Origin of the sequence: Alteripontixanthobacter maritimus, assembly GCF_003340475.1 — a bacterium.
GTDB lineage: Bacteria > Pseudomonadota > Alphaproteobacteria > Sphingomonadales > Sphingomonadaceae > Alteripontixanthobacter > Alteripontixanthobacter maritimus.
Genome location: NZ_QBKA01000002.1, coordinates 1,093,594 through 1,120,414, shown reverse-complemented (window position 1 = coordinate 1,120,414; position 26,821 = coordinate 1,093,594). Strand labels below are relative to the sequence as shown.

Below are 26,821 nucleotides of genomic sequence, written 5' to 3'. Positions count from 1 at the left end.
TGGAAAGTAACTCCTTTCCAGACCAATGCGCGCCGTGCGTTCGCCGTTCCGCCTTTCCTGTCAGGGCTTGCTTTTGGACGGGCCCTTCCCGCCTTTCTTGCGGCCCTGATGCCGGATGTTGGAAGGCCGTCCGCGCTTGCCCTGCGCAGGCTTTGCGCCCGAACCGTCCCGCTTACCCTTGGCTCCGCGCGCCTTGCCCGATCCGCTGCGACCTGGTGCCGGTTTGCGGCCACGTGGTTCGATGGGGTTGCCATCGGCATCCAGCGGTTCGAACTTCATTGCTCCGGTCAGGGGATTGGCTTCGCCCAGTCTCAGCTTCAGTCGGTCGCCAGTGGTGTAGCTCTGGCCGGACCGTTCGCCGACCAGGGCCTGAGCCTTTTCGTCATATTTGAAATAGTCGTTGCCCAGTGTGGAAACCGGCACCAAACCATCGCCGCCCAGTCCCAGTATGGTGGCAAAGAAGCCGAAGCTCTGCACGCCCGTTATGCGCGTTTCGAACGTTTCCCCGACGCGGCCGGAAAGCCATGCCGCGACATATCGATCCACTGTATCGCGTTCCGCCTCCATCGCCCGCCGTTCAGCCTGGCTGATGATGTCGGTAATCTTCGACAGGTCCTCACGGTCACGATCCGACAGGCCCGATTCCGCAGGCAGCTTCGCTTTGGGAGCAGGCTGTTCCAGTTTGAACGCATCGACGAGGCTGCGGTGTAGGAGCAGATCGGCATAGCGCCGAATGGGCGAGGTGAAGTGCGAATAGGACGCCAGCGCCAAGCCGAAATGCCCCACATTTGCAGGATTGTACTCTGCCCGCGCCTGGCTGCGCAGCACCGCCTCCATCAGCAGTGCCTTCTCGTTTTCGTCCGCCACATCCTTCAAGAAACGGTTGAAAAGGCCGGGTGTGACGACCTGACCCAATGCCAGCTTGCGTCCCTGCGTTTGCAGATATTCCTTAAGCGCTAATAGCTTTTCCCGGCTTGGCGTTTCGTGGATACGGTAAACGACCGGCGCGTTTTTCGCTTCCAGCGCCTTGGCCGAGGCGACATTGGCAGCGATCATGAAATCTTCGACGACGCGGTGCGCATCCAGCCGTTCACGTACGGCGATTTCGGTAATTTTGCCCTCGTCGTCCAGCATCACGCGGCGTTCCGGTAGGTCGAGATCAAGCGGTTCGCGCGCGGACCGCGCTTCGGAAAGAAGCTTCCAGCAACGCCACAGATTGCGCAGATATTCAGGCGCAGTGTCGGCGTCGATGGCCGCCTGCGCATCCTCGTAAGCGATGACCTGCTCGATCCTGACGATCGCTCGCGTGAAACGCCAGCCGGTGATCTCGCCATCCTTGTCGATCTTGAGGTGGCACGCCATGGCTGCACGGTCTTCGCCCGATTTCAGCGAGCATACGTCCGCGCTGAGAACTTCGGGTAGCATCGGCACGACGCGGTCGGGAAAATAGACGGAATTGCCGCGCTTGCGCGCCTCGCGGTCGATTTCGCTACCGGGGCGGACATAGAAACTGACGTCGGCAATCGCGACCAGCGCATCGAAGCCGCCCTCGCCATCGGGTTCGGCCCAGATGGCATCGTCATGGTCGCGCGCATCGGCAGGATCGATGGCGACGATGGGCAATTGGCGGAGGTCTTCGCGATCCTCGATGCTGAGCGGAAGCTTCGCTGCAATCTCGGCCTCGGCCAGTACTTCGTCCGGAAACACATGCCGGATACCGTGCTTCGCAATCGCGATCAGGCTGAAGCTTTTCGGGGCGAGCGGATCGCCTAGCACCTCAATCACATTCACTCCGGCCTTGGGTGAGCGCCCCGCTGGTTCTGCGAGAACCAGCTGACCCTTTTCGGCTCCGCCAAGATCCTTGATCTCGGACGAATGGCGCACGCGCTTGTCGACCGGCGCGAGCCAGGCGGTGCCGCCGGCATCCACTTCGACGACGCCCATCAGCCCCTCGGTTCGCTCCGGCAAAACCTTCATCACATGGGCTTGCCACCCCTTCCCCACCTGCTCGGTCCGGGCGAGCACGCGGTGGCCCACACGCACCGCACCGCCTTTCTTGCGTTCGATCAGGCGCAGACGCGGCGGGGCAGTCCCATCATCGGGTTGCCAACTTTCTGGTACGGCAATCGCCTCGCCATCTTCAATCTCGACGACTTTTAAAACGGAGACTTTGGGTACGCCGCCCATTTTGTGGAACGCAGTCTTGCGGCCGTCGATCAGGCCTTCTTCGGCCATGTCCTTCAGCAGTTTCTTGAGTGCGATTTTTTCCTGTCCCTTGAGGCCGAAAGCCTTCGCGATTTCGCGCTTTCCGGTCTGGCCGGTAGAGGTTTGCAGGAATTCGAGGACCTGCGCAGGTGTTGGCAGGCCGTATTTTGGTTGTTTTTTCATTCCGCCCCAATGTGGGCGCAAGCGTGCCCCGGCGCAATGGTTGAGCAGTCGGGCGCGATTACTTCGGGTTGGCGGGCTGCGTTACGGGCGCAAACGCGCCAGCCGGAACCGCGCTGGCGATGGGACTGGATACGAAGGTTTCGCCCCGCGCGCTCACGCCGAAGAACCAGTCGTCACCGCGAACGCCCTCCAGCTTGGCGGACGTGGCAACCACGTTTTCGATGACCGGCTCGGCTTCCCAATACGGCTGATCGGTGCGACGTTTCCAGATGGTATAGTCGAGCGCGCCGTGCACTGGTTCCCACTCCAGTTCGGTAAAGGTCCGAACGGCGGCTTGCGCAGTGGGCGCGGGCGGCATGGGGGCCGATGCCAGACGCGATGCGGCACGCACGTTCAGTTGCGTGACCTTGGCAAGGTAGCCGAAGTCCATCTCGTCCACCGTGTCGCCATATGTCACGCCGTCTTCCACGCGCAGATCCTGGTGCTGATGTTCATAGTCTTCCACCGCAACGGAAAACCGGATGGCGGGGTACCCTTTTTCAACGAAAGGTATCTGGTCGCCGCCGCGGCCCATCCGGTCGACCCGCCAGATCTGGCGCACGTCGAGGCCGGCGGGGTCTTCGCTGGCCAGCGTGTCGAGCCAACGAGACAGGTTGCGACTGGGACTGTCGTTCTCGCCGCCGCTGCGGCGCTGGTCAGCGCGAATGTCGTCGGTCAGATCGGCGCGCGGTCCTTCGGAAAAGACACGCACATGCTCCGCATCGCAATATCCGTCAGAGCCGCAGCTATTGCCGACGACGTCGTTGTTCAGCACCGCCTTTACAGTCCACCCCTGTTCCTCGGCGTAATCGGCCAACAACCGCCCGCCATACAGACCCTGTTCCTCACCTGAAAGCAGTGCATATACGATGGTGGTTGGGTAACTGTTTTTCGAGAGCACCCGCGCGGCTTCGATCGTCAAGGCAGTGCCGGAGGCATCGTCATTCGCGCCGGGCGCATCGCTGACCGCGTCAAACGCATCGGTGGCGCGGCTGTCGATGTGTCCCTGTATGATCACCACCTCGTTCGGTCGCTCGGTCCCGCGTTGAATGGCAACCGCATTGCGCAGGCGTGTGGGCGTGGGGATACGGCGGCCTTCCACCATACGCTCCGGCAGGACGACTGTCAGGCAGCCGCCGCAATCGATCGAGATGGCTCGAAACGTGTCGGCACCCCAATCGACCGCCGCGCCGATTCCGCGCGTCGGATCGGTCTGCGACGAAAGTGTGTGGCGGGTGCCGAAGGACACCAGTTTTTCCACATCGGCCCGGAGGCGATCTGCCGAAACGGCCTCTTCCGGCGCTGGTGGAGGAACGCTATGCCCCAAGGCCGGTACGGAAAGGCAGGCGGCGAGCAGGATGAGTTTGCGCATGACCCGGTTGTCGAGCGGATCGGGCATGAATGCAAGGGGTTGGATGCAGCTATGCGTCGGACTGCCGAAAGTTATTACTTGCTGAGTCTGTCCAGCTTCGCCTGCATGGCCTTCATTTGCGCGCGCAACTCGGCAATCTCGTCGCTTTCGGAAGGGGCTGCGGCATCTGCCGCCTGCTTGCCCTGCGGCGTTCTCGGCTTGTTGCCGGGCATCATCACGTCGGCGGCGGCGCGCATCAACGCCATGTTGGTTTCATGCACGGCGGCGATCGGGTTCTTGCCCGCCCCGGCCTTGAAAGCCTCGGCAATCTTGGACTGGTTCTGCCGGAAATTGCCCATCATCGCCTCGAGATAGGATGGCATCATCGCGCTCATCGAATTGCCGTACATTCCGATCAAGTCGCGCAGGAAACTCAGCGGCAGCATCTGGTTGCCACCTGCCTCTTCCTCCATGATAATTTGCGTCAGAATGGAGTGGGTGATCTCCTCCCCCGACTTGGCGTCGATCACCTTGAACTCGACCCCGTCGCGCGTCATGGCCGACAAATCGTCCAGCGTGATGTAGCTGGAAGTACCGGTGTTGTAGAGGCGCCGGTTGGCGTATTTCTTGATAATGATGATGTCGCCGTCTTGGGCTTTGCGCTTGGCCATGTGGCGATTACTTTCAGTAGGATGTAGGCGATCTGTACGCCGAAATGTTGCAGTTTTGCTGCATTTAGCACCTGCAATATGTGCAATGCAACATTATCGCCGGAAACGGCGGCCCAGTACGGTCAATGCTTCGTATTGGGACAGGCCGGATAGCCGCGCAGCATCGGGCAAATAATACGGCAAATCCAGCCAGTCTCCCTCTGCCAGCTCCGGCGCGGCGGATAGGTCGACCACCACCATATCCATCGACACTTTGCCTAGCAGGGGCAATTTGCGTCCTTCGTGGATAAGGTATGCGCCGCCCCATCCGCGCAGGAAACCGTCGGCATAGCCCAGCGATACGATGGCGGTGGGCGTAGGTGAAGGGGCAACGAACTCGCCATTGTAACCCACCGCATCGCCAGTGCCCAACTGCCGGGTCTGGAGGATGGCGGCTTGCGGAAAGGCCACCTGCCGAATGCGGCTCCCCAGTTCCGCCCGGGCGATGCCGCCGTAAAGCGACAGACCGGGCCGGGTCAGATCATGATGAAAACCCTCGTCGAGCGCGATGCCCGCGCTGTTGGCCAGCGAAGTGCGCTTATGCGGTAAGCTCTGGGCAATTTCGGCAAACCGTCGCGATTGCTGCGCATTGCGATCGCTATCTTCATCCGCGCTGGCGAGATGCGACATCAGGACATCCACCTCCAGCGCTGCGATAGATGGATCGCCTGCTTCGCCAGGTGCGATACCCAGCCGGTTGATCCCTGTATCGACCATCAGGTGGCATGGCCCGCCGCCGGAACTGGTCCAGCGCCGCGCCTGTTCTAGCGAGTTGATAACCGGCACCGCTCCGGTCGCGCGGGCGAAACTGCAATCCGCATCGTGGAGCGGGCCGTGCAGCACCGCGATTTTTTCGCCCGGAACATAGGCTAGAGCGCCGGGAACCTCGCTCCAATGCGCCACGAAAAACCCCGCCGCCCCTGCATCGCGCAGTACAGGCAAGCAGGTATCGACACCCAGGCCATAACAGTCCGCCTTGATCGCAGCGCCTGTCGCCGCACTACCCGACAGCGCGTCCATCGCGCGCCAGTTGCCGGCCAACGCTTCGGTGTCGACTCTCAGCCTGAGGGTAGGAGGCGGCAATGGCGTCGAAGCGGCGGTCCGCTCAGCCACGGTCGTCAAAATCGCGCGGCGGCCCGTCCGGCAGGCCCCACCAGGCCACGATTACTCCGAACGCTACCACCACCCAGGTATACCATAACCCCGCATACACATCGCCCGTCCGCGCTACGATAAATCCGGAAATCAGCGGCAGGAAACCGCCCAGATAGCCGGCGCCGATGTGATACGGAATCGACATCGAGCTGTAGCGGATTTGCGGTGGGAACATCTCCGCCAGAAGAGCCGCGACCGACCCGTAGGTCAGCGCGGACAAACCGCCTAGCACCAGCAGCAACGCAAGAATGCCGAGCACGGCGGGTGACGACGGGGTCTGGCGGGAAAAGTCGAAACCATTGCCGGCGAGAGCCGCCTGCAACCCTTCACGGCGCGCGGTGCCGTCCGCCATCCACTCCGGTGCGATCGCTACCGCACTGTCACCCACTGTCACTGCCAGCGTATCGCCCTCGGCCACGTCATACGCAACGCCGCTTGCAGTCAGACTTTCGAGGATACGTCCGCACTCACTCTGTTCGCGGTCGAACAGTTCCGCGAACGGATCGGTCGAGCATTCCTGCCCGGTCACCATCACAGGATTATCGCGCGCGGCAGCGGCCAGGCCGGGGTTGGCAAGGCTGCCCATCGCCCAGAACACCGGAAACAGCAGGACCAGCGCCAGCAGCGCGCCGATAATAATCGGCTTTTTGCGCCCCACCCTGTCCGACCAGCGGCCCACGATCACATACATCCCCATCGACAGCAGACCGGCTGCAAACAGGATTAGTTCGACCGACAGTTCCTCCATCCGCATGTCGCGCCGCAGGAACGACAACCCGCTGAAGAACGCGGTGTACCAGATGGTGGTCAGCACGCCCGTGATGCCGAACAAAGCCACGAAAATGCGCTTCTTGTTGCCGGGGTAGGTGAAGCTTTCCTTGAACGGGTTGGCGGCTGTCTCCCCCGCCTCCTTCATGGCGCGGAACACCGGACTTTCGGAAAGTTTCAGCCGCATCCAAAGCGAAATTATCAGCAGGACGATGGAAAGCAGGAACGGCAGGCGCCAACCCCATTCGGCGAAGTCGTCGGCAGGGATCAGTGCCCGGCAGGCCAGCACTACGGCGATCGACAAGACAAAACCGCCGACCACGCTCGCCTGGATGAAGCTGGTATAATAACCGCGCTTTTCAGGCGGCGCATGTTCGGCGACATAGATCGCGGCTCCGCCATATTCCCCGCCAAGAGCCAGACCCTGCAGGATGCGGAAAGCAATCACGATGACGGGCGCAGCCAGGCCGATGGTTGCAGCGCTAGGTATCATGCCTACCCCGGCAGTCGCTATTCCCATCAGCGTCACCGTGACGAGGAACGTGTACTTCCGCCCCAACCGGTCTCCAAGATAACCGAACAGGATTGCTCCCAATGGACGAAATCCAAAGCCGACCGCGAAGCCGGCCCAGACAAGCAGGATCTGCAGTGTTTCGTTGCCGCTGGGGAAGAATGCGGCTCCGATCAGGCTCGCCAATGTCCCATAGATGAAGAAGTCATACCACTCGAACACCGTGCCTGCGCTGGAGGCCGCAATGACCAGGCGAACCTCCTTTTCGCTAGGTTCGTGATACGGTTTGATGTTCGGTTTTACAGCGTCGTTCATGGCGCGGCGGTTCCTCCCCCAAAGGCCCCCTCAGGCCCGAATGTCGCACGCAGCCTTAACCCGCGGCTCCGATGATGGAAAGCGCTGCAAGTCCTGCCCTCCACGGCAAGATGATGGCGTCGTGCCGGGCGGGAAAGGCGGCGGCCGGGGCCAGCACCTGCAGGCCTGGCAAGTCCGGTGGTGTTACAGTTGCAGCATCGGGGTGCCGAAGCCAACGCTCGATCGATTTCAAAGCTCGCAGCAAATCAGCTGGGGTGCGCCCCGCAGCATCAGTAACGAAGATCGCTGCCGCCGCCTGCCCGATGGCACATGCCGAAACCGCGATACCTGGCGATTCTATCGCGCCGTCAGCCGCAGCTTCGCAAGAAAAAGCGATCCGGCTGCCGCAAGTGCGCGACCGTTCGCTTCCTTTCAGGCTGGCATTATCGTCATAGGGAAAGGCTGCCAGCGATACGGCGAGTCCCAGAATTTCAGGAGTATACAGCACACCGGACGACGCGGTCACTGGCCGTCTGTTTCCGCTTCTGCACTGCGCAGGTTTGCCCGCCGCTGCCCGATTAGATCGACCAACTGGTTCGCGCCCGCATTCACCAATGGATACGTGCGTGCGGTTTGGATCCATGTCGGCCGCCCCGCCACGCCCCAAGCACTATCGAAACCCAGCACGAGTAGTGCGAACGCGCATACCACCACGATAGCGCCCTTCACCATGCCGAAGCCGAAGCCGAGAACACGGTCAAACGGCCCGAGCACCGGGTTCTCCGGCGTCTCACCGGTCCACCGCACAATTACCTTCATGGCCGCATATGGTATCAACAACAGCAGCACAAAGGCGAGGATCGCCGCCCCGGGTTCCGTCCCGACGGCGCCTACCAACCAATCATAAAGTGGTGTGTGAAGATAATGGATGGCGAACACTGCCAGGATCCACGCGGCCAGTGACAGCGTTTCCTGCACGAAGCCGCGCATGAAACCGCCGATCGCCGCCAATCCGACAATCGCCAACACGATAATGTCAAAGCCCGTCATAATCCTGCGAAAACTATGCCTTTGTAACGATGCGGTCAACGAGATTGGCCAGTTGCTTGAGGCCAGTAAAGTTAAGTCCGGGTAAATTCGCATCGCTTTCCTGCGGGCCAAACCCATGATCGAAGCCAAGCTTGGCTGCCTCGCGCACTCTCAGGGAGCTATGCGATACCGGGCGTATTTCACCGGCCAGAGAGACTTCGCCGAACCAAACGCTCTTATTGGTCAGGGGCTTGTCCGCCAGAGCCGATACCAGCGCAGCGGCCACTGCGAGATCCGCCGCAGGATCGGACAACCGGTACCCGCCGGCGACATTCAAATAGACTTCGGCCGAGGAAAAGTTCAGCCCACAGCGCGATTCCAGTACCGCCAGCAACATGGACAATCTCGAATTGTCCCACCCCACAACCGCTCGCCGCGGCGTTGCACCGGATTGCAAGCGCACGATCAGTGCCTGTATCTCGACCAACACCGGCCTCGTCCCCTCCAGCGCCGGGAACACCGCGCTGCCAGCAAGCGGCATGTCGCGGCCAGACAGGAACAGCATGGACGGGTTTGCCACCTCCTCCAGCCCGTCGCCCGCCATGGCGAACACACCGATCTCATCTACCGCGCCGAACCTGTTCTTGAGCGCGCGCAGGATTCGGTATTGATGGCTGCGCTCTCCTTCGAAGCTCATCACAACATCGACCATATGTTCCAGCACTCGCGGACCTGCGATGCTGCCGTCCTTGGTCACATGACCGACCAGTACGACCGCTGCACCGGTCTCCTTGGCATAGCGTACCAGTTCGAACGCGCAGCCGCGCACCTGGCTGACCGTGCCCGGCGCGCCTTCGATCGTGTCGGAATGCATGGTCTGGATCGAATCGATGACGAGCAGCGACGGTGGCTCCATCCCGCCCAATGTGGTCAGAATGTCGCGGACCGAGGTCGCTGCAGCCAGTTTGATCGGGGCATCTGCCAGACCGAGCCGCGAGGCGCGCATCCGCACCTGCGCCGAAGCTTCCTCCCCGCTGACATAGACTGCGTTTCCGCCAGCTTTCGCGACGTGCGCAGCCGCCTGCAACAGCAGTGTGGATTTCCCGATGCCGGGATCCCCGCCCATCAGGATGGCGCTACCCGGCACCAGACCACCGCCAAGCGCGCGGTCGAATTCAGCGAGCCCGGTGGGGCGCCGTTTCAGCGGTTCGGACGGCGCGTCGAGCGCAACAAATTCTACCGCTCGCCCACCTGCCGACAAATCGTGCTTTTGCGAAAACACCGTGGCCGGGGCATCCTCGACCAGTGTATTCCATTCCGCACAATCGGCGCATTGCCCCTGCCAGCGATGCGCGATGGAACCACAGGCCTGGCATGTATATTTGCGTTTGGGCTTCGCCATAACGGCGTCGGTAGTTGGAACACATCGAGAACGCAAGCTTGTGATGTTAGCCGGTAAACAACTACGGTTCGACGCCTTGAACAAACACCCCTTGCCGCTCGTATCCTGCCGCGCCAAAAGCTGCCCATGCGCCAAAAAGAACTCCGCATTGCCCTCGTTTGCTATGGCGGCGTCAGTCTCGCGGTATACATGCATGGCGTCACGAAGGAATTGTGGCATCTAGCCCGCGCTAGCCGCGACTATCATGGAGGGTTAGCCGGGTCAGAAAGACCAGCTGCATCAATGGTCTATAGCGATATCCTCCAGCGATTCGAGGATGAATGCGATCTTCGCCTTCGCGTGCTTCCCGACATTCTGACCGGTGCCAGCGCGGGCGGTATCAACGCGGTGTTCCTAGCGCAGGCAGTGCATTCGGGCCAATCGCTCGATCCATTGACCGATTTGTGGCTCGACCTCGCCGATGTCGAGGAGCTGACCCATCCTGATGCGCGGCCGATGTGGCGTTTCGCGAAGTTCTGGGCGCAACCGATAGCGTCATGGCTGCTTCGGCGTCCCGGCAATGCGGTGAGTGACAGCGTGGCGCCGGAAACCCGCGCCGAAGTCCGGCGCAAGGTCTCACGCCTCGTGCGCGGTCGATGGTTCAGCCCGCCCTTTTCGGGCGGAGGATTTGCAAGGCTGCTGGCGCGGGCACTAGACGCGATGAAGGCAACTCCCGACGGTGCACCGCTGCTTCCGCCCGGCCATACGATCGACCTGATGGTGACGACAACCGACTTTCGCGGGCATCCCGAAGTGCTGGAATTGAACAGCCCGCCACGTGTGCTGGAAAGCGAACACCGCCTGCCAGTGAATTTTCGCAGCAAGGTGCCGGCGGCGGAGGGGCATGAACTGGCCGACCCGCTGGAACTGACCTTCGCCGCACGCGCCACGGCTAGCTTTCCTGGGGCTTTTCCCCCGATGCAGATTGCCGAGATCGACAGCCTTGCCTTCACCACGGGGCGAGAATGGGGTGGCCGCGAAGCTTTCCTGCAGCGCATCATGCCGGTTCATGTCCGCCGCCAGACGCTGGACACTGTGGCGTTGATCGACGGGTCGGTGCTGGTCAACGCACCCTTCGCCAGCGCGATCGAAGCTCTCCCGGCCCGCACTGCTCAGCGCGAGGTAGACCGGCGCTTCGTCTATATCGACCCGCGCCCGGACCGGAACGAACCGGATGACGAACCCGCCCGGCCAATCGGGTTTTTCCGCGCAATCTTCGGGTCGCTGTCCACAATCCCGCGCGAACAACCGATCCGCGACAATCTGGAAGTGCTGGAGAAACAATCGCATGAGGCACGCCGTTTGCAGCGGATCATGCAGGCGATGCGGCCCGATGTCGAACGATCGGTCGACAAGCTGTTCGGGCGTACCCTGTTCCTGGACAAGCCCACCACCAAACGGCTTGCCAACTGGCGCAATCGTGCGCAGCAGGCGGCCGCTACCAGCGCTGGCTTCGCCTTCCACCCCTATGCGCAGGCCAAGTTCACCGCAATCGTGGAAGGCTTCGCGCGCACTATTCGCAATGCTGCCCCTGCACTCGCCGACTTGCCGCAAGGTGCGGTGGCGGCGCGGTTGCATAACGAACTTGCCACACGCGGCCTTACCACCCTGGCCGACCCGTCCGGCGGAGCAAGCGAGGAAGCTGTCGCATTTTTCCGTGCGCATGACGTCAACTTCCGCGTCAGGCGCCTGCAATCCATCGTCCGACGCCTGTCACGGGAATGGGAGGCAGATCCGGACCTGGATGACGAGGCGGTGGATACGGCCCGCACCGCCATTCATCGCATCTTGGCGATCTATCACAAACGCAGCGACAACACGGTGCTGGGTGATGATTTTGCCGCCATTGCGGAAACGGTTCTGGACGACCCCGCGGGGGTTCTGGAAGCACTTGGCGAACGTCGCCGTCTGATCGAAGCCGATACCGAGGCCGAGGAGAAATTTGCGGCGGCGCTGGAAGCCATGCCCCGCGAACTCCGCCGCCGCGCCCTGCTCGCCTATCTCGGCTTCCCATTCTACGACGTAGCCACTCTTCCTTTACTCAGGAGCGAGGGCCTGACGGAGTTCGATCCGGTGAAGGTGGACCGGATATCGCCCGACGATGCCACATCGATCCGCGAAGGCGGCACCAATGCGACACTACGCGGAATCGAATTCTACAATTTCGGCGCGTTTTTCAGCCGGGCCTATCGCGAAAACGACTATCTGTGGGGGCGTTTGCACGGTGCCGAACGAATGATCGACCTGCTGGTTTCGACAGTGCCGGACGGTGTGTCGCGCGATCAGGTGCAAGATTTCAAGCGCGCCGCCTTCCAGGCTATCCTAGACGAAGAGGAGCCGCGCCTGCGCGCCAATCCCGGGCTCGTCGGGAGACTGCGCCGGGAAATGACCGAACGGATGGGACCGATGCCCGCCTGACTTACGGGTTGCCGGTTTTCAAGCTGTTGTAGATCGAGGTTACGAACTGGTCCGGTCCGACAAAGCCCTCCCCCCGGTTAAAGTCCGTCAGCGGTTTGGCGGCGACCACTTCTTCAAGCGTCTTGCCGTCATCCTTCAGCGCGCGCACGCGGTCTACCGCTTGTCCTATCATGGCGCGATAGGCGACCAGTTCCGCCTTGTTCGACATCGGACCATGACCGGGGATCACTCTGGTATCGTCCCCGATCATGCGGATGACCGTACCGAGCGAGTTCATGGCGTTCAAGACGTTGCCGCCAGAATCCATGTCCATATATGGGTAGCCGGGGATCTTGAAATACAGGTCGCCCATATGGATGACGTCGGCTTTCTCCCAATAGACCACGCTGTCGCCGTCGGTGTGCCCGCCGCCTGTAAAAATGATCCGCACATCGTCCCCGTTGAGGTGCATCGACAAACCCTGGCCGAATGTGACGACCGGCAGCGCAGCCTTGGGAGCGGGTGGGATCGGCCGTGAGCCGCCGCGCCCATTGGCAAGTCGCTGCCGAACGTTCTCGTGTGCGAAGATAAGCGCGCCGTTGCGGCCAAAGGCTTCGTTCCCGCCGGTATGATCCCCGTGCCAATGGGTGTTGATCAGATAGCTGACGGGCGCTGCCCCCAGCTCGGCGACCGCCGCTTCGATCTTGTCCGATAGTTCGGCAAACTGGTCGTCGATCAGGACAGTGCCGTCGGGACCATGGCTTACGCCGATATTGCCACCAGCGCCGAACAGCACCGAAATTCCGGGCGCGACCTCTTCGGCGGTAATTTCGACATCGTCGAAATTGCGCTGGGCGATCGCGGGCGCGGCAAGCAAGCCCAGGAAGAGAGGAGCTAGAAGGACAGTTGGGTTGAGACGCATGGAGGAAATCCCTTTCACGCCATCGTTAGGATACGCCGCGCGTCTTGTAAAACACGGGCGGCGTGCTGCCCTGCCCCGGCAAGTGGACCACGCTATCCGGCAAACGCGCCTTTCAGCTTGTCGAAGAAACCCTGGCTTTCGGGGCATTCGGCACCTGTTTCCGTATCGCGGAATTGGGCGAGCAAATCCTTTTGCGCCTTGCTGAGCTTGGTTGGTGTCTCGACCGCGATCTCCACAACTAGGTCGCCGCGTCCGCGCCCTTGCAAAACGGGCATACCCGCGCCGCGCACACGTAATTGCCGGCCGGACTGGATCCCGGCGGGAATGTCCACCGTGTTGGTGGAGCCGGACAGATCCGGAATATCCACCGATCCGCCAAGTGCTGCCGTGGTAAAGCTGATGGGTACGCGTGTACCGAGGGTGGTGCCTTCGCGCTGGAACACATCGTGTTCGCGGACGTGCACGAAAATATAAAGGTCGCCCGAAGGCGCGCCGCGCGGCCCCGCTTCGCCCTTGCCGGACAGGCGGATGCGCGTACCGGTATCGACGCCAGGCGGGATTTCGACGTCGAGGGTTTGCGGCAAGTCCACCCTGCCCTCCCCCCGACAATCGCCGCAGACATGTTCGATAACTTCGCCGCGACCATCGCAATTGGGGCATGGTCGCTCGACCACGAAAAACCCCTGTTTGGCCCGCACCTTGCCGTGACCGCGGCACAAGTTGCAGGCGCGGGTGCCGGTGCCCGGTTTGCTGCCCGACCCGTCGCAAGTGTCGCAGGTCTGGCTGACTTCGATCTCGATCTGGGTTTCCTTGCCGTGGAATGCTTCGTCCAGGCCGATCTCCATATCGTAGCGCAAATCTGCACCGCGGCGCGCGCGCTGTTGCCCGCCACCGCCGCCGCTAGCAAATCCACCACCGAAAATGGTTTCGAAGATATCTCCGATGTCGCTGAAGCCCTGCTGCCCGCCGCCTCCGAAGCCGCCGCCATTCATGCCCTGCTCGAATGCGGCGTGGCCGTACCGATCATAGGCCGCGCGCTTCTGCGGGTCCTTCAGGCACTCGTAAGCAGAGGATATGGATTTGAACTTCGCTTCCGCAGCAGCATCGCCAGGGTTGCGATCCGGGTGCCACTTCATTGCCAGCTTTCGATAGGCGGATTTGATAGACGCTGCATCCGCATCGCGCGAAACGGTGAGGAGTTCGTAATAATCGGTTTCGGTAGACATGATGTTCCTGCCTCAAACCAGACCGCCACCGATGCGCGAGGCACCGGTGGCGGACATGGTGTTCATGAGCTGACTTAAGCCTTGGCGTCGGCGTCAGCGTCGGCAGGTTTATCGGCACCGGTATCGTCTTCGGTAACTTCCGAAAACTCGGCGTCGACTACATCGTCATCCTGCGTCGAGGCGTCGGCCGAAGCATCGCCGTCACCCGGAGCGCCGGCTGCCTGTTCCTGCTCGTAGATCGATTGGCCCATCTTCATGGCTACTTCGGTCAAAGCTTGAGACTTTGCGTTGATGGCTTCGGGATCGTCGCCTTCCAAAGCGGTCTTGGTTTCCGCCAAAGCGGTTTCCACGTCGGACTTCAGGCTGGCGTCGATCTTGTCGCCATGTTCTTCCAGCTGCTTCTCGGTCGCATGAACCAGACTGTCGGCCTGATTGCGAGCTTCGGCGCTGGCACGGCGCTTCTTGTCTTCTTCGGCAAACTTCTCCGCATCCTGAACCATCTGGTCGATGTCGGATTCATTGAGACCGCCCGATGCCTGAATCTTGATCGTCTGTTCCTTGCCCGTGCCCTTGTCCTTGGCGGACACGTTCACGATGCCGTTGGCGTCAATGTCGAAGGTCACTTCGATCTGCGGGACGCCGCGCGGAGCGGATGGAATTCCGAGCAGATCGAAATTGCCGAGCAGCTTGTTGTCCTGCGCCATTTCGCGCTCGCCCTGATAGACCTTGATCGTAACCGCCTGCTGGTTGTCTTCAGCGGTCGAGTAGGTCTGAGTCTTCTTGGATGGGATCGTCGTGTTGCGGTCGATCATGCGGGTAAATACGCCGCCCAGCGTCTCGATACCGAGCGACAAAGGCGTCACGTCGAGCAGCAGCACGTCCTTGACGTCGCCCTGCAAAACACCGGCCTGAATGGCCGCACCCATGGCGACGACCTCATCCGGGTTCACGCCGGTGTGCACTTCGCTGCCGAAGAAATCCTTCACGACTTCGCGCACCTTGGGCATGCGGGTCATCCCGCCCACCATGATGACTTCGTCGATCTCATCCTTGCTGATACCGGCGTCCTTCAACGCTTTTTTGCATGGTTCGAGTGTGCGCTTAATCAGATCGCCGACCATCTTTTCAAGGTCGGAACGGCTGATCGTTTCGACCAGGTGCAATGGGGTGGAACTGCCCCCTTCCATGCGCGCGGTAATGAACGGCTGGTTGACTTCTGTGGTCTGCGCGCTGGACAGTTCGATCTTGGCCTTTTCGGCGGCATCCTTGAGCCGCTGGAGAGCCAGCTTGTCCTTGCGAAGGTCCATGTTCTCCTTCTTTTCGAAGGCGGTAGCGAGATGTTCGACGATTGCGTTATCGAAATCTTCGCCGCCCAGGAACGTGTCGCCATTGGTCGACTTCACTTCGAACACGCCATCGCCGATTTCCAGGATGGATATATCGAACGTACCGCCACCGAGATCGTAAACGGCAATGGTCTTGCCGTCGTTTTTGTCGAGGCCATAAGCCAACGCGGCCGCAGTCGGCTCGTTGATGATGCGCAGCACATCGAGGCCGGCGATCTGGCCAGCATCCTTGGTCGCCTGCCGCTGGGCATCATTGAAGTAGGCAGGAACAGTAATCACGGCCTGTTCGACCTTTTCGCCAAGATAAGCCTCGGCCGTTTCCTTCATCTTCTGAAGAATGAAGGCGGATACCTGGCTGGGCGAATATTCATCGCCGCCGGCCTTGACCCATGCGTCGCCGTTCTTGCCCTTTACGATCTCGTACGGAACGAGGTCCATGTCCTTCTTGGTGGTCGGATCGTTGAACGGACGGCCGATCAAGCGCTTGATCGCGAACAGCGTATTGTCCGGGTTGGTGACGGCCTGGCGCTTGGCCGGCTGGCCGATCAGGCGCTCGCCATCCTTGGTGAAAGCGACGACGGACGGAGTGGTCCGGGCGCCTTCCATGTTTTCGATAACTTTGGGCTTGCCCCCATCCATAACGGCCACACAGCTGTTGGTGGTGCCGAGGTCGATGCCGATAACTTTTGCCATAGTTTCCCTATTGCCTTCTTTGTAACTGGACGCCGCCCGGTTGCTCCCCATTAACGGCGGAGCGGGCTGGGCGGCTCGTCAGGTTGTGTTCGAGGGCGATATAGGTGTGCTTTCTCGCGGCACAAGTTTTCGTGGCGCAGCGGAACCTGCCGCGCTAGGTTACTGCTACGCAGCCCAGCAGGGCGCATTATTCGCAAATAGGGTTCTTACGCATGAACAAGGTACAGCTGGCAGCAGGACTGCTCGGATTTTCTGCACTGACGCTATCGGGATGCGGCGAAAGCGCCCCGACCGAGGAAGTCGCGCCTGAAGCGGTGCCGGGTTTGTCGGTGACCGACGGGCGGATGGTTCTGGCCGCCGTGGAAGGCAATCCTGCGGCAGTATACTTTAATCTCGCCTACGATGGGGATCGCGGGCTCGCCTTGAACCGCGTTGCCGTGGAAGGGGCGGAGGACGCTACCTTTCACCAATATGGCGAAATGGATTTCCAGGTCGAAATGATGGAAATGTCGCCGAGCCCGCTTAAAAAAGGCACCAAGCTGGAATTCAAACCGGGCAGTCAGCATGTAATGGCGACCGGCGTTTCGCCAGACCTCAAGCCGGGCGGCACGACCGAGGTGACGTTGATTGTGTCGGGCGGCGATAAATTGAGCTTCCCGGTGGAAATCCTCGCCGCTGGCGATGCGCGCTGACGGGACGTTCAACGGACCGTTGCCGGTCGATTCTGCCATTTCGGGCGCCCTCATACCGCCGGTAAACTCCTGCCCAGCAGGCGGCGACCGCGCTCTGACTGCGGGTGAGGTTGCGCTCGCCCGCACGGTATTCGGGGACGCGATCGATTACGACAAGGTCACGATAAAGCGGCGCAAATGGTTTCCCTTCCAGCCGCGCCGTGTGACCATGGCTCCGCGCGGGCATCTGCATTTTCATCCGCTCGGCGACAGCTATTGCGACGACTTCAGCCAAGTGGGCCTGATGCGGCAGGGGTTGTTCATCCATGAGATGGTCCATGTCTGGCAAACGCAGACGCGAGGCGACTGGTATTTGATACTGCGCCGGCATCCATGGTGCCGTTACGATTACAGCCTGAAGCCGGGCTGGTCACTAGTTCGGTACGGCATCGAGCAGCAGGCGGAAATCGTCAAACACGCGTTCTTCCTGCGAAACGGTGCCAAGGTTGCTGGCGTCGGCGACGCTGCGGCTTATGATTTGCTGGTGCGTTTCCCGGGTGCAGCATGACCCAGTTCGAATTCCTGTTCGCGCTTTACAGCCTCATCCTTGGTCTTTCGCTGGTCGAGCTGCTGTCTGGTTTGGGACGCGCTCTGGAACTTCGCTCCGCGCAAATCGACGACCCCAATGCCGGATCAAGCCAGTTCAAGATTGGCTGGCTTACGCCGTTGCTAGGCCTGTTCGTCATACTCGATCTGATGTCATTCTGGGCTTACGCGTGGATCGTGCGAGACGAGCTCGCGATTTCAAGCCAATCGTTGCTCGCGATCATGACGTTCGCTGCCAGTTATTTTCTCGCAGCCAGGCTTGTGTTTCCAACCGAACCAGCGCGGTTCGCAGATCTCGATACCCATTATTTCAGGATTCGGCGGATCGTGTTTGCCATTCTAATAACGCTGGTGCTGGTCCAATGGGGGTACATGTCCACGATCCCGGCCATATGGTCGCAAGTGGCGCTAGTCGGCCCGATTGCCATGACGCTGTTACTGATTGCGTTAATGGGAGCAGCAATGGTCGTGCGGACGAAATGGGCAAGCGGCATCCTGCTTGGTCTGCTCATCGCGCGCTATCTGTTCAATTATCTGACCTGACCATTCGCCGAAATACCATTCTGGCGGTCGTCTCTTGTGACAATGCATGAAGGCCCGGACAATGCTTGCAGCAAGGTCCGGGCCTTTCGTTGTTTTAGTTACCTACGTGGATCGGCAGGGTATCCCGCGGTGCCGAAGCAATCATCGTCGAGATAGCGGTTCGCACTATAGCCATCGCACTTGTCGTTCTTGTCGACAAAATAACCGGCAAGACCGCCAGCTGCGGCACCAGCCAAAGCATAACGTGCAATATTCTCACCAGTGACAGCCGCAACACCGGCGCCGACTGCGGCGCCGCCAAGCGCACCCTCGGCAGCATAGTTTTCTGCACAAGCAGTTAGCGAAAGCGCCGAAACCATTGCCAGCGGAACGAACATTTTACGAACTCGGGTCATCATCAATCTCCTTCATGCCCATACGTAACGTCGGGATAAAAGATCGAAGCTGAACGCAAGTGAGCCTGTAGCTTTCAGCCTTATTCAGTCCGCCTTCTTTGCAACACCAACCATCGCAGGACGTAGCAGCCGATCCTTGATCATATAACCGGGCTGCATTTCCTGCACGATAGTGCCGGGTTCGGCGTCATCGGTGGGGATTTCCAGCATGGCCTGATGCTGATTTGGATCTAGCGGCATTCCGGTCGAGGCGATGCGGGTCACACCATGCTGCCCGAACACCTTGTCGAGCTCGCGCCGGGTCGCCTCGATACCGGCAACCAGTCCTTTAAATTTTTCGTCCGCGCGCAATTCTTCGGGAACAGCATCCAGCGCACGCGCCAGATTGTCGGCTACGGAAAGAATGTCGCGCGCAAAACCGGTCGCACCGTAGGCACGGGCATCGGCGATATCCTTCTCCATACGGCGGCGTAGGTTCTGGGTATCCGCGCGAGCGTACAAGACATCCTGCTGTGCCGCATCGAGATCGGACCGCAACCGATCGAGCGCATCATCGATAGAGTCCCCCCCGTCGCCGCTGCCATCGCCAGCATCGTCACCATCATTATCGGCCAGCATGCTTTCCGGCACGCCTTTCAATTCGTCGCGAATGGCGGCATCACGGGCTGCATCCAGCCCCGCTTCCGCAGCCGGAATTTCTTCGGATTTACCCTTATCAGTGCTGTTACCGGCGCTCTTGGGCGGCATTTTTCCGTCGTTCATAAAAGCTGTTCAACCAATCATTCTGGAAAGGGATTTGCCCAGTGACTGGGCCGTGAAATCTACCATGGGGACCAGCCTTGCGTAATTCAACCGCGTAGGGCCGATCACTCCCAGCACGCCGATCACCTTGCCCTCCGCATCGTGATAGGGCGAAGCGATCACGCTGGAGCCCGAAAGCGCAAACAGGCGGTTCTCCGATCCGATAAAAATGCGCGCCGCCTTCGCGCGTTGGGCGCGCTGCATCAGGGCCGCAACCGACTGCTTGTTTTCAAGATCGTCCAGCAATGATCGCACCCGGTCGAGATCGTCCAGCGCGCTTTCGTCGAGGAGGTTCGCCTGGCCCCTGACGATCAGCACCGGACGCTTCTGCGCATCCTCGCTCCACGTTGCCAGACCGCGCTCGACCAGATCCCGGCTCGCATCGTCGAGCGCGGTATGGCCGTTCTTGATATCCTGCCGGATAGCCGACAGCGCTTCTTGAAGGGTGCGCCCGGCAAGCTGCGCAGTAATGTAATTGCCTGCTTGCTCCAGCACCGAAGGGGAAGCGCCGCCTTCCGCCAGTTCCAGCACCCGGTTTTCTACCGATCCATCTTCTCCGACCAGCACTGCCAATGCCTTGGTTTCCCCGAGCGGCAGCAGGTTGACCTGCGAAAGCCGGGGTTCCCGCGTTGGCACCATCACCATTCCTGCTGCACCCGACAGGTCCGATAGTAACGCGCTGGTTGCCTCCAGCGCATTCTCTACCGGTCCTGGCGCTGCAATGCGCTGAGCGATGGCGGCGCGTTCCTGCTCGTTCGGCTGCGCGACCTGCATCATTGCGTCGACGAACAGCCGCAGCCCGCTGGTGGTGGGCATCCGGCCGGCGCTGGTGTGCGGGGCCGACAGCAAGCCACCCGCTTCCAGTTCGGCCAGGACGGATCGGATCGAGGCGGGCGACAGATCGACGCCCCCTTCCCCTGCCAATGCCTTAGACCCGACCGGGTGGCCGCTATCCAGATAGCCTTCCACGACGAGACGAAAGATGTCGCGCGCGCGACCGGATAGTTCCGAAACGTCGAGATTTGTAGGGGATCGGGCGCTCATTGCCGGTACAATCTAGCGTATCCCCTTGCAGCCTCAAGGGCGAAGCGCGTAGGCGGCGCGAGAATTATGCCAACGCGACCTGCGGACCGCCGCAACGCTCGCGCTTCATACAAGGACATATTGATGCGACCATCGAACCGCGCGCCCGACGAAATGCGCGCCATCACCATCGAAACCGGATTTACCAAGCACGCCGAGGGAAGCTGCCTCATCAGCTTCGGCGAAACGAAGGTGTTGTGCACGGCGAGCGTCGAGGAACGCATCCCGCCATGGCTTCGCGGCAAGGGTGAAGGCTGGGTGACCGGCGAATATTCGATGTTGCCCCGCGCCACCCATACACGCGGCAGCCGCGAAGCTGCACGGGGTAAACAGAGCGGACGGACGCAGGAAATCCAGCGATTGATCGGGCGTTCGCTGCGTTCCGTCGTCGACCTCAGGAAACTGGGCGAACGGCAGATCACGCTCGATTGCGATGTAATCCAGGCCGATGGCGGCACCCGAACAGCCTCCATCAGCGGTGCCTGGGTCGCGTTGCGTCTGGCGGTAAACGGCTTAATGAAATCGGGGGATATCAAATCCGATCCCATCGCTGCGCAGGTCGCCGCCATCTCTTGCGGTATTTACAATGGCACCCCGGTCCTCGATCTGGATTACGACGAAGATTCCAGTGCCGACGCGGACGCGAATTTCGTGCTGATCGAAGGCGGACAGATTGCCGAAGTACAGGCGACTGCGGAAGGTGCGACCTATGACGAGGAAGGCCTGCTCCGTCTGCTGCGTCTTGCCAAGATCGGCTGCGACGGCATCTTTGCAGCGCAACTGGATGCAACCAAGGGCTGACGCCGAACAAGGATAAACCGAATGACCCGCCGCCTCGGTCCCGGAAAGCTGGTGATAGCTACGCATAACGCCGGCAAGCTGAAGGAAATCTCCGCCCTCCTGCACCCGCACGGGGTGGATTGCCTGTCGGCAGGTTCGCTGGGCCTGCCCGAACCAGCCGAAACAGGCACGACCTTTGTCGACAACGCGCTGCTTAAGGCGCGTGCGGCGGCGGAGGCTTCCGGGATCGTTGCGCTGGCGGACGATAGCGGTCTGTCGGTCGCTGCGCTGGATGGACGGCCCGGTGTCTATACCGCCGACTGGGCCGAACGGCAGTGGTTCGAAGGCGATGCAGGCCGCGACTGGTATCTTGCAATGGGCAAAGTTGAGGGTCTGTTGGCCGCGCAAGGACCGGACGCGGACCGTTCGGCATGGTTCAGCTGTGTCCTGGCGATTGCATGGCCCGATGGCGACCATGCGGTGTACGAAGGGCGCTGCAATGGCAGCCTGACCTGGCCCCCGCGCGGCGAAATGGGCTTCGGTTACGATCCCGTGTTCGTGCCCGAAGGACGTGAGCAAACCTTCGCCGAAATCGACCCGGCAGAAAAGCACACCATCAGCCACCGCGCCGATGCCTTTGCCAAGCTGGTGGCGGAGCAATTTCCGCAGTAAGGCAGGCGGCGTGGCACGCGCGCTCTACATCCATTGGCCTTTTTGCGAAAAGAAATGCCCCTATTGCGACTTCAACAGCCATGTTCGCGCTACGGTCGATGATGATTTATGGGCCGCGGCCTTGCTGGCCGACATGCGTTTCGAACACGGGGAGAGTCCGCAAGGCCCGCTCGCCTCCATCTTCTTCGGCGGTGGCACCCCGTCATTGATGCCGCCGGCCATTGTCGGGTCGTTGATCGCGGAAGCGGACCGATTGTGGGGGCTTGCGCCCGACTGCGAAATCACGTTGGAGGCAAACCCATCCTCGGTTGAAGCGGCCCGTTTTGCCGATATCGCGGCGGCAGGAGTGAACCGCGTATCGCTTGGCTTGCAGGCGCTGAACGATGAGGCCTTGGCCCGGCTTGGGCGGCTGCATAATACGCGTGAAGCCTTGGCGGCGCTGGATACTGCGCAAGACCATTTCGGCCGGGTCAGTTTCGACCTGATCTATGCCCGACCGGACCAAACGGCCGCGCAATGGGAAGCCGATCTGGCGCGCGCGCTCGGCTTCGGGACCTGGCACATGTCGCTGTACCAGCTAACCATCGAGCCGGGCACGCGCTATGCCACCGATGTCCGGCGCGGGGTCTTCGCGCCGATGGACGACGACGAAGCGGCTGACCTGTTCGCCATCACGCGCGAACTGACGGTGGCGGCAGGCATTCCGGCTTATGAGATCAGCAATCATGCCCGCGCGGGCGAGGAAAGCCGCCATAATCTGACCTATTGGCGGTACGGCGATTATTGCGGGATCGGGCCGGGCGCGCATGGAAGGCGCGGTGGCTCGGCCACACAGCGGCATCGCAAGCCCGAAAACTTCCTCGCTGCGATAGACGCACGCGGCGACGGACTGCTCGAGAGTCGCAAACTGGGTTTGCAAGAGCAAGCGAGCGAAGCGCTGTTGATGGGTCTGCGTCTGGCCGAGGGAGTGGATCTTGATACCCTCGCATCGCGCTTCCGCACAACGACTGCCGAACTGATCGATACAGACAGAGCGGCCTTTTACGAACAGCTTGGCATGCTTGAACGGACCGGATCGCATCTGACCGTTACGCCCGATGGAATGCCCTTGCTGGATGGGCTTCTGGGCGAAATTGTGCCCGCCGAACTGGTGGCGGGATGACCCGCGCCGACCTGCTGGCCGCGTGGAGCGCGCATCTCACCGAAGGCCGCCGTCGCAGTCCCCATACGGTGCGCGCTTACGTAGCTGCGGCGAAGCGATTGATCGACGCGCAAGACCTTGCAGCGTGGGCCGAGGTCGCCGGGCTCGACACCAACGCGCTTCGCCGACATCTGGCCGCTCGGCGGACGGATGGTTTAGGAAATGCCAGTGCGGCGCGCGAGCTATCCGCTGTCAAGAGTTTCGTTGCGTTTGCGCGGGAAGAGGCTGGTCTGCCGGACGCCGCCAATCCGCGCCTTAGAGGCCCGCGAATCAAGAAAGGACTGCCCCGCCCCGTCACGCCCGATGACGCGCTGAACATGGCCGATCTGGCAGGTGCGCAGGCCGCGGAGGAATGGGTCGGCGCGCGCGACCGCGCAGTTCTTTTGCTGTTGTATGGTGCTGGGCTGCGTATTGCGGAAGCGCTCTCGCTGACCGGAAAGGCTGTGCCATTGGGGCAGACGCTGACTGTGACCGGAAAGGGCGGCAAGCAGCGGGTCGTGCCGATCCTTCCGCTGATATCGGAAGCGGTGGAGACTTATATTGCGCAATGCCCCTACCCCATCGCACCGGACCTGCCGCTGTTTCGCGGGGTAAAAGGCGGCGCGTTGTCGCAGGGGATGGTGCAGAAGGCAGCGCGGCAGGCGCGCATTGCGCTCGGTCTGCCCGGCACGGCCACACCGCACGCGCTGCGGCATAGTTTCGCGACCCATCTACTGGGTGCCGGGGCGGACTTGCGAAGCCTGCAGGAATTGCTCGGCCATGCGAGCCTTTCCAGTACACAGATATATACCAAAGTCGATGCGGCGACATTGCTTGAGACCTATCGCGGCGCGCATCCACGCGAGCAGAAAAGACCCGCAGCGGACAGCGACTAACGATCCGCGCGCGGTCGCCAAATCCATACGCGGCGCACATACCAGACCAGCCCCAGCCCGATGGCGGTAAGCGTGGCGATACCAAGCCAGTGCTGCGATTCACCGAGATGGCGCGCCAGCGCCCCGCCTGCCATGATCAACCCGGCATTCCAGATCAGCGTGCCGGTAAACGTGAACAGCACAAACCTGCCAAGTCCCATTCCGGTCATCCCGGCCGGCAGGGATATCAGCGTTCGCATAAACGGCGAGAAGCGCATCACGAACACTACCCATTGCCCATGTTTGCGAAAGAACACCGCGGCCCGCTCGATATCGGCCCATTCTATTGTCAGCCAACGGCCGTGTCGCTCCACAAACGGTCGCATCCCTACGTAACCCCAGCGGCGTCCAAGCCAGAACCAGAACAGATTACCTGCTGTCGCACCCGTAGTACCGATAAGGAGCAGCAGCCAGAAATCCATCCGGCCCCGTTCGACCAGCACGCCGCCCAGTCCCATGATGACTTCGGAAGGGACCGGCGGGACCACGTTTTCCAGCACCATTAAAAGGAAGATGCCAAGATAGCCCCCTTTGGCGATGGCCGCGATGATGATGGCATCCATGAAGCCTCAACGCTCGGCAAGCAGATTGGGCATGCAGATCGGGGCTAAAGCCGCTTTTCGATCGCATCCCATATCAGGGTGCCGTGGTCGGTGCCGTTGAACTTGTCGATTGCCACGATGCCGGTCGGGCTGGTGACGTTAATCTCCGTCAGCCATTTGCCCCCGATCACATCGATCCCCACGAACAATAGCCCGCGGCGCTTCAGTTCGGGCCCCATCGCGGCGCATATTTCTTCTTCGCGCGGCGTCAGCCCGGCAGGTTCGGCATAGCCGCCCTGCGCCAGATTGCTGCGGAATTCGCCCTTGCCCGGCTTACGATTGATTGCGCCCGTAACTTCGCCGTCCACCAGTACGATGCGCTTGTCGCCCTCGGCCACCTCGGGAAGGAACGGCTGCACCATGAATGGTTCGTGCCAGATCTGCCCGAACATTTCGGTGAGCGCCGAAAGGTTGGTGCCATCCTCCTCGATCCGAAAAATCGCCTTGCCGCCATTTCCGTGAAGCGGCTTCACCACAATCCGGCCGTGCTGTTCGTGAAATGCACGGACATCGTCGATATGGAGGGCAATCAGTGTAGGCGGCATGAACTGCGCATAATCCAGCACGAACATTTTTTCCGGCGCGTTCACGACCTCCTTCGGATCGTTCAGCACCAACGTTTTGCCCTTCAGCCGATCCAGCAATAGCGCGGCGGTAATATATCCCAGATGGAAGGGCGGGTCCTGTCGCATCAGGATAACATCAATATCTTCGGCGAGATCAAGTTGGCGATAGTCGCCCAGTTCGAAGTGATCGCCCTCAACCTGCTGCACTGTTACAGGCGCCGCATATGCAGTGATTTTGCCATCGAGCCACGCGATCGAACGCACATCGTAATGCCATAATTCATACCCGCGCGACTGGGCCGCCAACATGAGTGCGAAGCTGGAATCTCCCGCAATATTGATACTGTTCATCGGGTCCATTTGGAACGCGACACGCAAAGGGTTTGTAGTCATATCGGCCGTGTTCCTATGGTTGCCAGGCGTTGACGATGTGACGCGGCAATCGGCGCGGGGCAAGCAGGATGACGTCGATACTGATATCGTCCCCCTCGCCCGCATATTCATGCGCTACGCACTCAACCGCCCCCGCCACCCGGCGTAGGCGGTATTCGTCTATGGCATGATCGAGATCGTCGGCCTTGCGGCGGAATTTGACTTCGATGAAGGCCACAGTGCCGCCGCGCTTCATCACAAGGTCGATCTCGCCGCGCGGTGTTTTCACGCGCTCTGCCAGCTTGCGCCAGCCCTTGGCCTGCATCCATAGCGCAGCGGCGCGTTCCCCTTCCCGGCCGCTGGCTTCGGCGCGCTGGCGGCGCGGAGCAGCCGTCATTGCGTTTGCATTTCCGCACGCAGCTCCATCGCGCGGGCATACAGCTCGCCGCGTTCACGGCCAGTCGCCTTCGCCACGATTGCGGCAGCGCGAGAGGCCTTTTCGCCAGCCAAGGCCTCTCGCAGCATCGTATCGACATCCTCCCCCGAAGCCTCGCGGGCAACCGGTGGTCCGATCAGCAGGACGATCTCCCCCTTGGGCGGATGCTGCGTGTAATGTTCGGCAAGCACATCAGGCTCGCCCGTCCGGCAGTCCTCGTGCAATTTCGTCAGCTCGCGAGCGACGGATACGTCCCGTCCCGGGCATACCGCGGCAATTGCAGCCAATGACTTCACCAGTCGCGGCCCGGTTTCGTAGAACACCAGGGTGGTTTCGATCTTGGCCAGCTCGGCCAGAATATCGCGTCGCGCCTTGTCCTTCACCGGCAGGAAGCCTGCAAACATGAATCGGTCATTGGGTAGCCCCGACAGCGTCAGCCCGACCACCGCCGCACATGCACCCGGCAGGCTGGTGACGGGAATGCCTGCCGCCCGTGCCTCGCGTACCAACCGAAACCCGGGATCGGACACCAGCGGCGTGCCAGCGTCGCTGACCAGCACCACTGCGCGGGTGTCCATCGAAGCCACCAATCGCGCACGGTCCCGCTCCTCGCTATGATCGTCATAGCGCCACAGCGGCTTGCTGATCCCCAAATGCTTTAGCAGTTTGCCAGTAACGCGCGTATCCTCGCAAGCCACACCGTCGCAACCCCGCAGCGTCTCGATCGCGCGCAGGGTGATATCGCCAAGATTGCCAATCGGCGTGGCTACAATATAGAGTCCCGGTAACAGGGACGGCGCATCATCGGTCATGGTGCACGCGCAATGGACCATGAAGGACGGGAGCGGCAAGCATGAACATGGTGAAGGCCTATGAGGTGAAGATGCATTACGGCCGGATAGCGAGCCT

The 26,821-nt window shown here is 61.1% G+C and carries 26 protein-coding genes; 8 read left to right on the top strand and 18 right to left on the bottom strand.

Annotated features, from left to right (window positions below; genetic code table 11):
* Window positions 1-60: 60 nt before the first annotated feature.
* The 8 genes from rnr to radA all read right to left on the bottom strand — a co-directional run bounded on the left by rnr (window position 61) and on the right by radA (window position 9,647).
* Window positions 61-2,388 carry a ribonuclease R gene (rnr, locus tag HME9302_RS05640; protein WP_115366206.1) on the bottom strand — a complete coding sequence of 776 codons (2,328 nt, stop codon included), beginning with the start codon at window positions 2,386-2,388 and terminating at the stop codon, window positions 61-63.
* A gap of 58 nt (window positions 2,389-2,446) precedes the next feature.
* Window positions 2,447-3,799 (bottom strand): M28 family peptidase, encoded by a 1,353-nt coding sequence (locus HME9302_RS05635; protein ID WP_115367508.1) that lies wholly within the window; start codon window positions 3,797-3,799, stop codon window positions 2,447-2,449.
* A gap of 74 nt (window positions 3,800-3,873) precedes the next feature.
* Entirely contained in the window at window positions 3,874-4,449 is a 576-nt protein-coding gene (gene phaR, locus HME9302_RS05630) for a polyhydroxyalkanoate synthesis repressor PhaR (protein ID WP_115366205.1), read from the bottom strand.
* A 93-nt stretch (window positions 4,450-4,542) separates the two neighbouring features.
* Window positions 4,543-5,601 (bottom strand): alanine racemase, encoded by a 1,059-nt coding sequence (locus tag HME9302_RS05625; protein ID WP_268243491.1) that lies wholly within the window; start codon window positions 5,599-5,601, stop codon window positions 4,543-4,545.
* Window positions 5,594-7,237, bottom strand: coding sequence for an MFS transporter (locus HME9302_RS05620; protein WP_115366204.1), 1,644 nt, complete (start codon window positions 7,235-7,237; stop codon window positions 5,594-5,596). Before HME9302_RS05620 ends, HME9302_RS05625 begins: the two co-directional genes overlap by 8 nt.
* Window positions 7,238-7,292: 55 nt before the next feature.
* Complete coding sequence (locus HME9302_RS05615) at window positions 7,293-7,742, bottom strand: iron-sulfur cluster assembly scaffold protein (RefSeq protein ID WP_230079884.1); 450 nt, start codon at window positions 7,740-7,742, stop codon at window positions 7,293-7,295.
* A complete protein-coding gene (locus HME9302_RS05610; protein WP_115366203.1) occupies window positions 7,739-8,266 on the bottom strand; it encodes a CvpA family protein in 528 nt (175 codons plus the stop codon). The genes HME9302_RS05615 and HME9302_RS05610 overlap by 4 nt, the downstream gene beginning before the upstream one ends.
* A gap of 13 nt (window positions 8,267-8,279) precedes the next feature.
* Window positions 8,280-9,647, bottom strand: coding sequence for a DNA repair protein RadA (radA, locus tag HME9302_RS05605; protein WP_115366202.1), 1,368 nt, complete (start codon window positions 9,645-9,647; stop codon window positions 8,280-8,282).
* A gap of 126 nt (window positions 9,648-9,773) precedes the next feature.
* Here radA and HME9302_RS05600 point away from each other — a divergent pair, with 126 nt between their 5' ends.
* Window positions 9,774-12,104, top strand: a complete 2,331-nt coding sequence (locus HME9302_RS05600; RefSeq protein ID WP_115366201.1) for a patatin-like protein — start codon at window positions 9,774-9,776, stop codon at window positions 12,102-12,104.
* Between the two features lies 1 nt (window position 12,105).
* Here the strand turns inward: HME9302_RS05600 and HME9302_RS05595 are convergent, their stop codons facing one another.
* The 3 genes from HME9302_RS05595 to dnaK form a co-directional block, all read right to left on the bottom strand.
* A complete protein-coding gene (locus HME9302_RS05595) occupies window positions 12,106-13,005 on the bottom strand; it encodes an MBL fold metallo-hydrolase (protein WP_115366200.1) in 900 nt (299 codons plus the stop codon).
* A 92-nt stretch (window positions 13,006-13,097) separates the two neighbouring features.
* Window positions 13,098-14,231 carry a molecular chaperone DnaJ gene (gene dnaJ / locus HME9302_RS05590; RefSeq protein ID WP_181815696.1) on the bottom strand — a complete coding sequence of 378 codons (1,134 nt, stop codon included), beginning with the start codon at window positions 14,229-14,231 and terminating at the stop codon, window positions 13,098-13,100.
* A gap of 74 nt (window positions 14,232-14,305) precedes the next feature.
* Window positions 14,306-16,270, bottom strand: a complete 1,965-nt coding sequence (gene dnaK / locus HME9302_RS05585; RefSeq protein ID WP_115366198.1) for a molecular chaperone DnaK — start codon at window positions 16,268-16,270, stop codon at window positions 14,306-14,308.
* Window positions 16,271-16,482: 212 nt separating this feature from the next.
* On the opposite strand from dnaK, the gene HME9302_RS05580 reads away from it, so the two are divergent.
* Genes HME9302_RS05580 through HME9302_RS05570 form a run of 3 tightly spaced genes read left to right on the top strand, consistent with a single transcriptional unit; the run spans window position 16,483 to window position 18,090 of the window.
* A complete protein-coding gene (locus tag HME9302_RS05580; RefSeq protein WP_115366197.1) occupies window positions 16,483-16,962 on the top strand; it encodes a copper chaperone PCu(A)C in 480 nt (159 codons plus the stop codon).
* Entirely contained in the window at window positions 16,952-17,509 is a 558-nt protein-coding gene (locus HME9302_RS05575) for a vgr related protein (RefSeq protein ID WP_230079883.1), read from the top strand. Before HME9302_RS05580 ends, HME9302_RS05575 begins: the two co-directional genes overlap by 11 nt.
* A complete protein-coding gene (locus tag HME9302_RS05570; RefSeq protein WP_115366196.1) occupies window positions 17,506-18,090 on the top strand; it encodes a hypothetical protein in 585 nt (194 codons plus the stop codon). The genes HME9302_RS05575 and HME9302_RS05570 overlap by 4 nt, the downstream gene beginning before the upstream one ends.
* Window positions 18,091-18,188: 98 nt before the next feature.
* Here the strand turns inward: HME9302_RS05570 and HME9302_RS05565 are convergent, their stop codons facing one another.
* From HME9302_RS05565 to hrcA, 3 genes are all read right to left on the bottom strand, one after another.
* Window positions 18,189-18,485, bottom strand: a complete 297-nt coding sequence (locus tag HME9302_RS05565; protein ID WP_230079882.1) for a glycine zipper domain-containing protein — start codon at window positions 18,483-18,485, stop codon at window positions 18,189-18,191.
* Window positions 18,486-18,569: 84 nt separating this feature from the next.
* Window positions 18,570-19,103 (bottom strand): nucleotide exchange factor GrpE, encoded by a 534-nt coding sequence (locus tag HME9302_RS05560; RefSeq protein ID WP_230080037.1) that lies wholly within the window; start codon window positions 19,101-19,103, stop codon window positions 18,570-18,572.
* Between the two features lie 153 nt (window positions 19,104-19,256).
* The gene (gene hrcA / locus HME9302_RS05555; protein ID WP_115366195.1) at window positions 19,257-20,330 is read right to left on the bottom strand and encodes a heat-inducible transcriptional repressor HrcA; all 1,074 of its coding nucleotides are present in this window, start codon (window positions 20,328-20,330) and stop codon (window positions 19,257-19,259) included.
* Between the two features lie 123 nt (window positions 20,331-20,453).
* Between hrcA and rph the strand changes: the two genes are divergently transcribed.
* From rph to HME9302_RS05535, 4 genes are read left to right on the top strand one after another with little or no spacing between them, the layout of a single operon-like run.
* A complete protein-coding gene (rph, locus tag HME9302_RS05550) occupies window positions 20,454-21,170 on the top strand; it encodes a ribonuclease PH (RefSeq protein WP_115366194.1) in 717 nt (238 codons plus the stop codon).
* 21 nt (window positions 21,171-21,191) lie between these two features.
* The gene (rdgB, locus tag HME9302_RS05545) at window positions 21,192-21,821 is read left to right on the top strand and encodes an RdgB/HAM1 family non-canonical purine NTP pyrophosphatase (RefSeq protein WP_115366193.1); all 630 of its coding nucleotides are present in this window, start codon (window positions 21,192-21,194) and stop codon (window positions 21,819-21,821) included.
* A gap of 10 nt (window positions 21,822-21,831) precedes the next feature.
* Window positions 21,832-22,983, top strand: coding sequence for a radical SAM family heme chaperone HemW (gene hemW, locus HME9302_RS05540; RefSeq protein WP_115366192.1), 1,152 nt, complete (start codon window positions 21,832-21,834; stop codon window positions 22,981-22,983).
* A complete protein-coding gene (locus HME9302_RS05535) occupies window positions 22,980-23,897 on the top strand; it encodes a tyrosine recombinase XerC (RefSeq protein ID WP_115366191.1) in 918 nt (305 codons plus the stop codon). Before hemW ends, HME9302_RS05535 begins: the two co-directional genes overlap by 4 nt.
* Here the strand turns inward: HME9302_RS05535 and HME9302_RS05530 are convergent.
* The 4 genes from HME9302_RS05530 to rsmI are packed head-to-tail and all read right to left on the bottom strand — an operon-like array spanning window position 23,894 to window position 26,724.
* Entirely contained in the window at window positions 23,894-24,499 is a 606-nt protein-coding gene (locus HME9302_RS05530) for a DedA family protein (protein ID WP_115366190.1), read from the bottom strand. The two genes, HME9302_RS05535 and HME9302_RS05530, sit on opposite strands and share 4 nt — an antisense overlap.
* 44 nt (window positions 24,500-24,543) lie before the next feature.
* Window positions 24,544-25,497 (bottom strand): glutathione synthase, encoded by a 954-nt coding sequence (gshB, locus tag HME9302_RS05525; protein WP_115366189.1) that lies wholly within the window; start codon window positions 25,495-25,497, stop codon window positions 24,544-24,546.
* A gap of 13 nt (window positions 25,498-25,510) precedes the next feature.
* Window positions 25,511-25,873, bottom strand: coding sequence for a YraN family protein (locus HME9302_RS05520; RefSeq protein WP_115366188.1), 363 nt, complete (start codon window positions 25,871-25,873; stop codon window positions 25,511-25,513).
* A complete protein-coding gene (gene rsmI / locus HME9302_RS05515) occupies window positions 25,870-26,724 on the bottom strand; it encodes a 16S rRNA (cytidine(1402)-2'-O)-methyltransferase (RefSeq protein ID WP_115366187.1) in 855 nt (284 codons plus the stop codon). Before rsmI ends, HME9302_RS05520 begins: the two co-directional genes overlap by 4 nt.
* Between the last annotated feature and the right edge of the window lie 97 nt (window positions 26,725-26,821).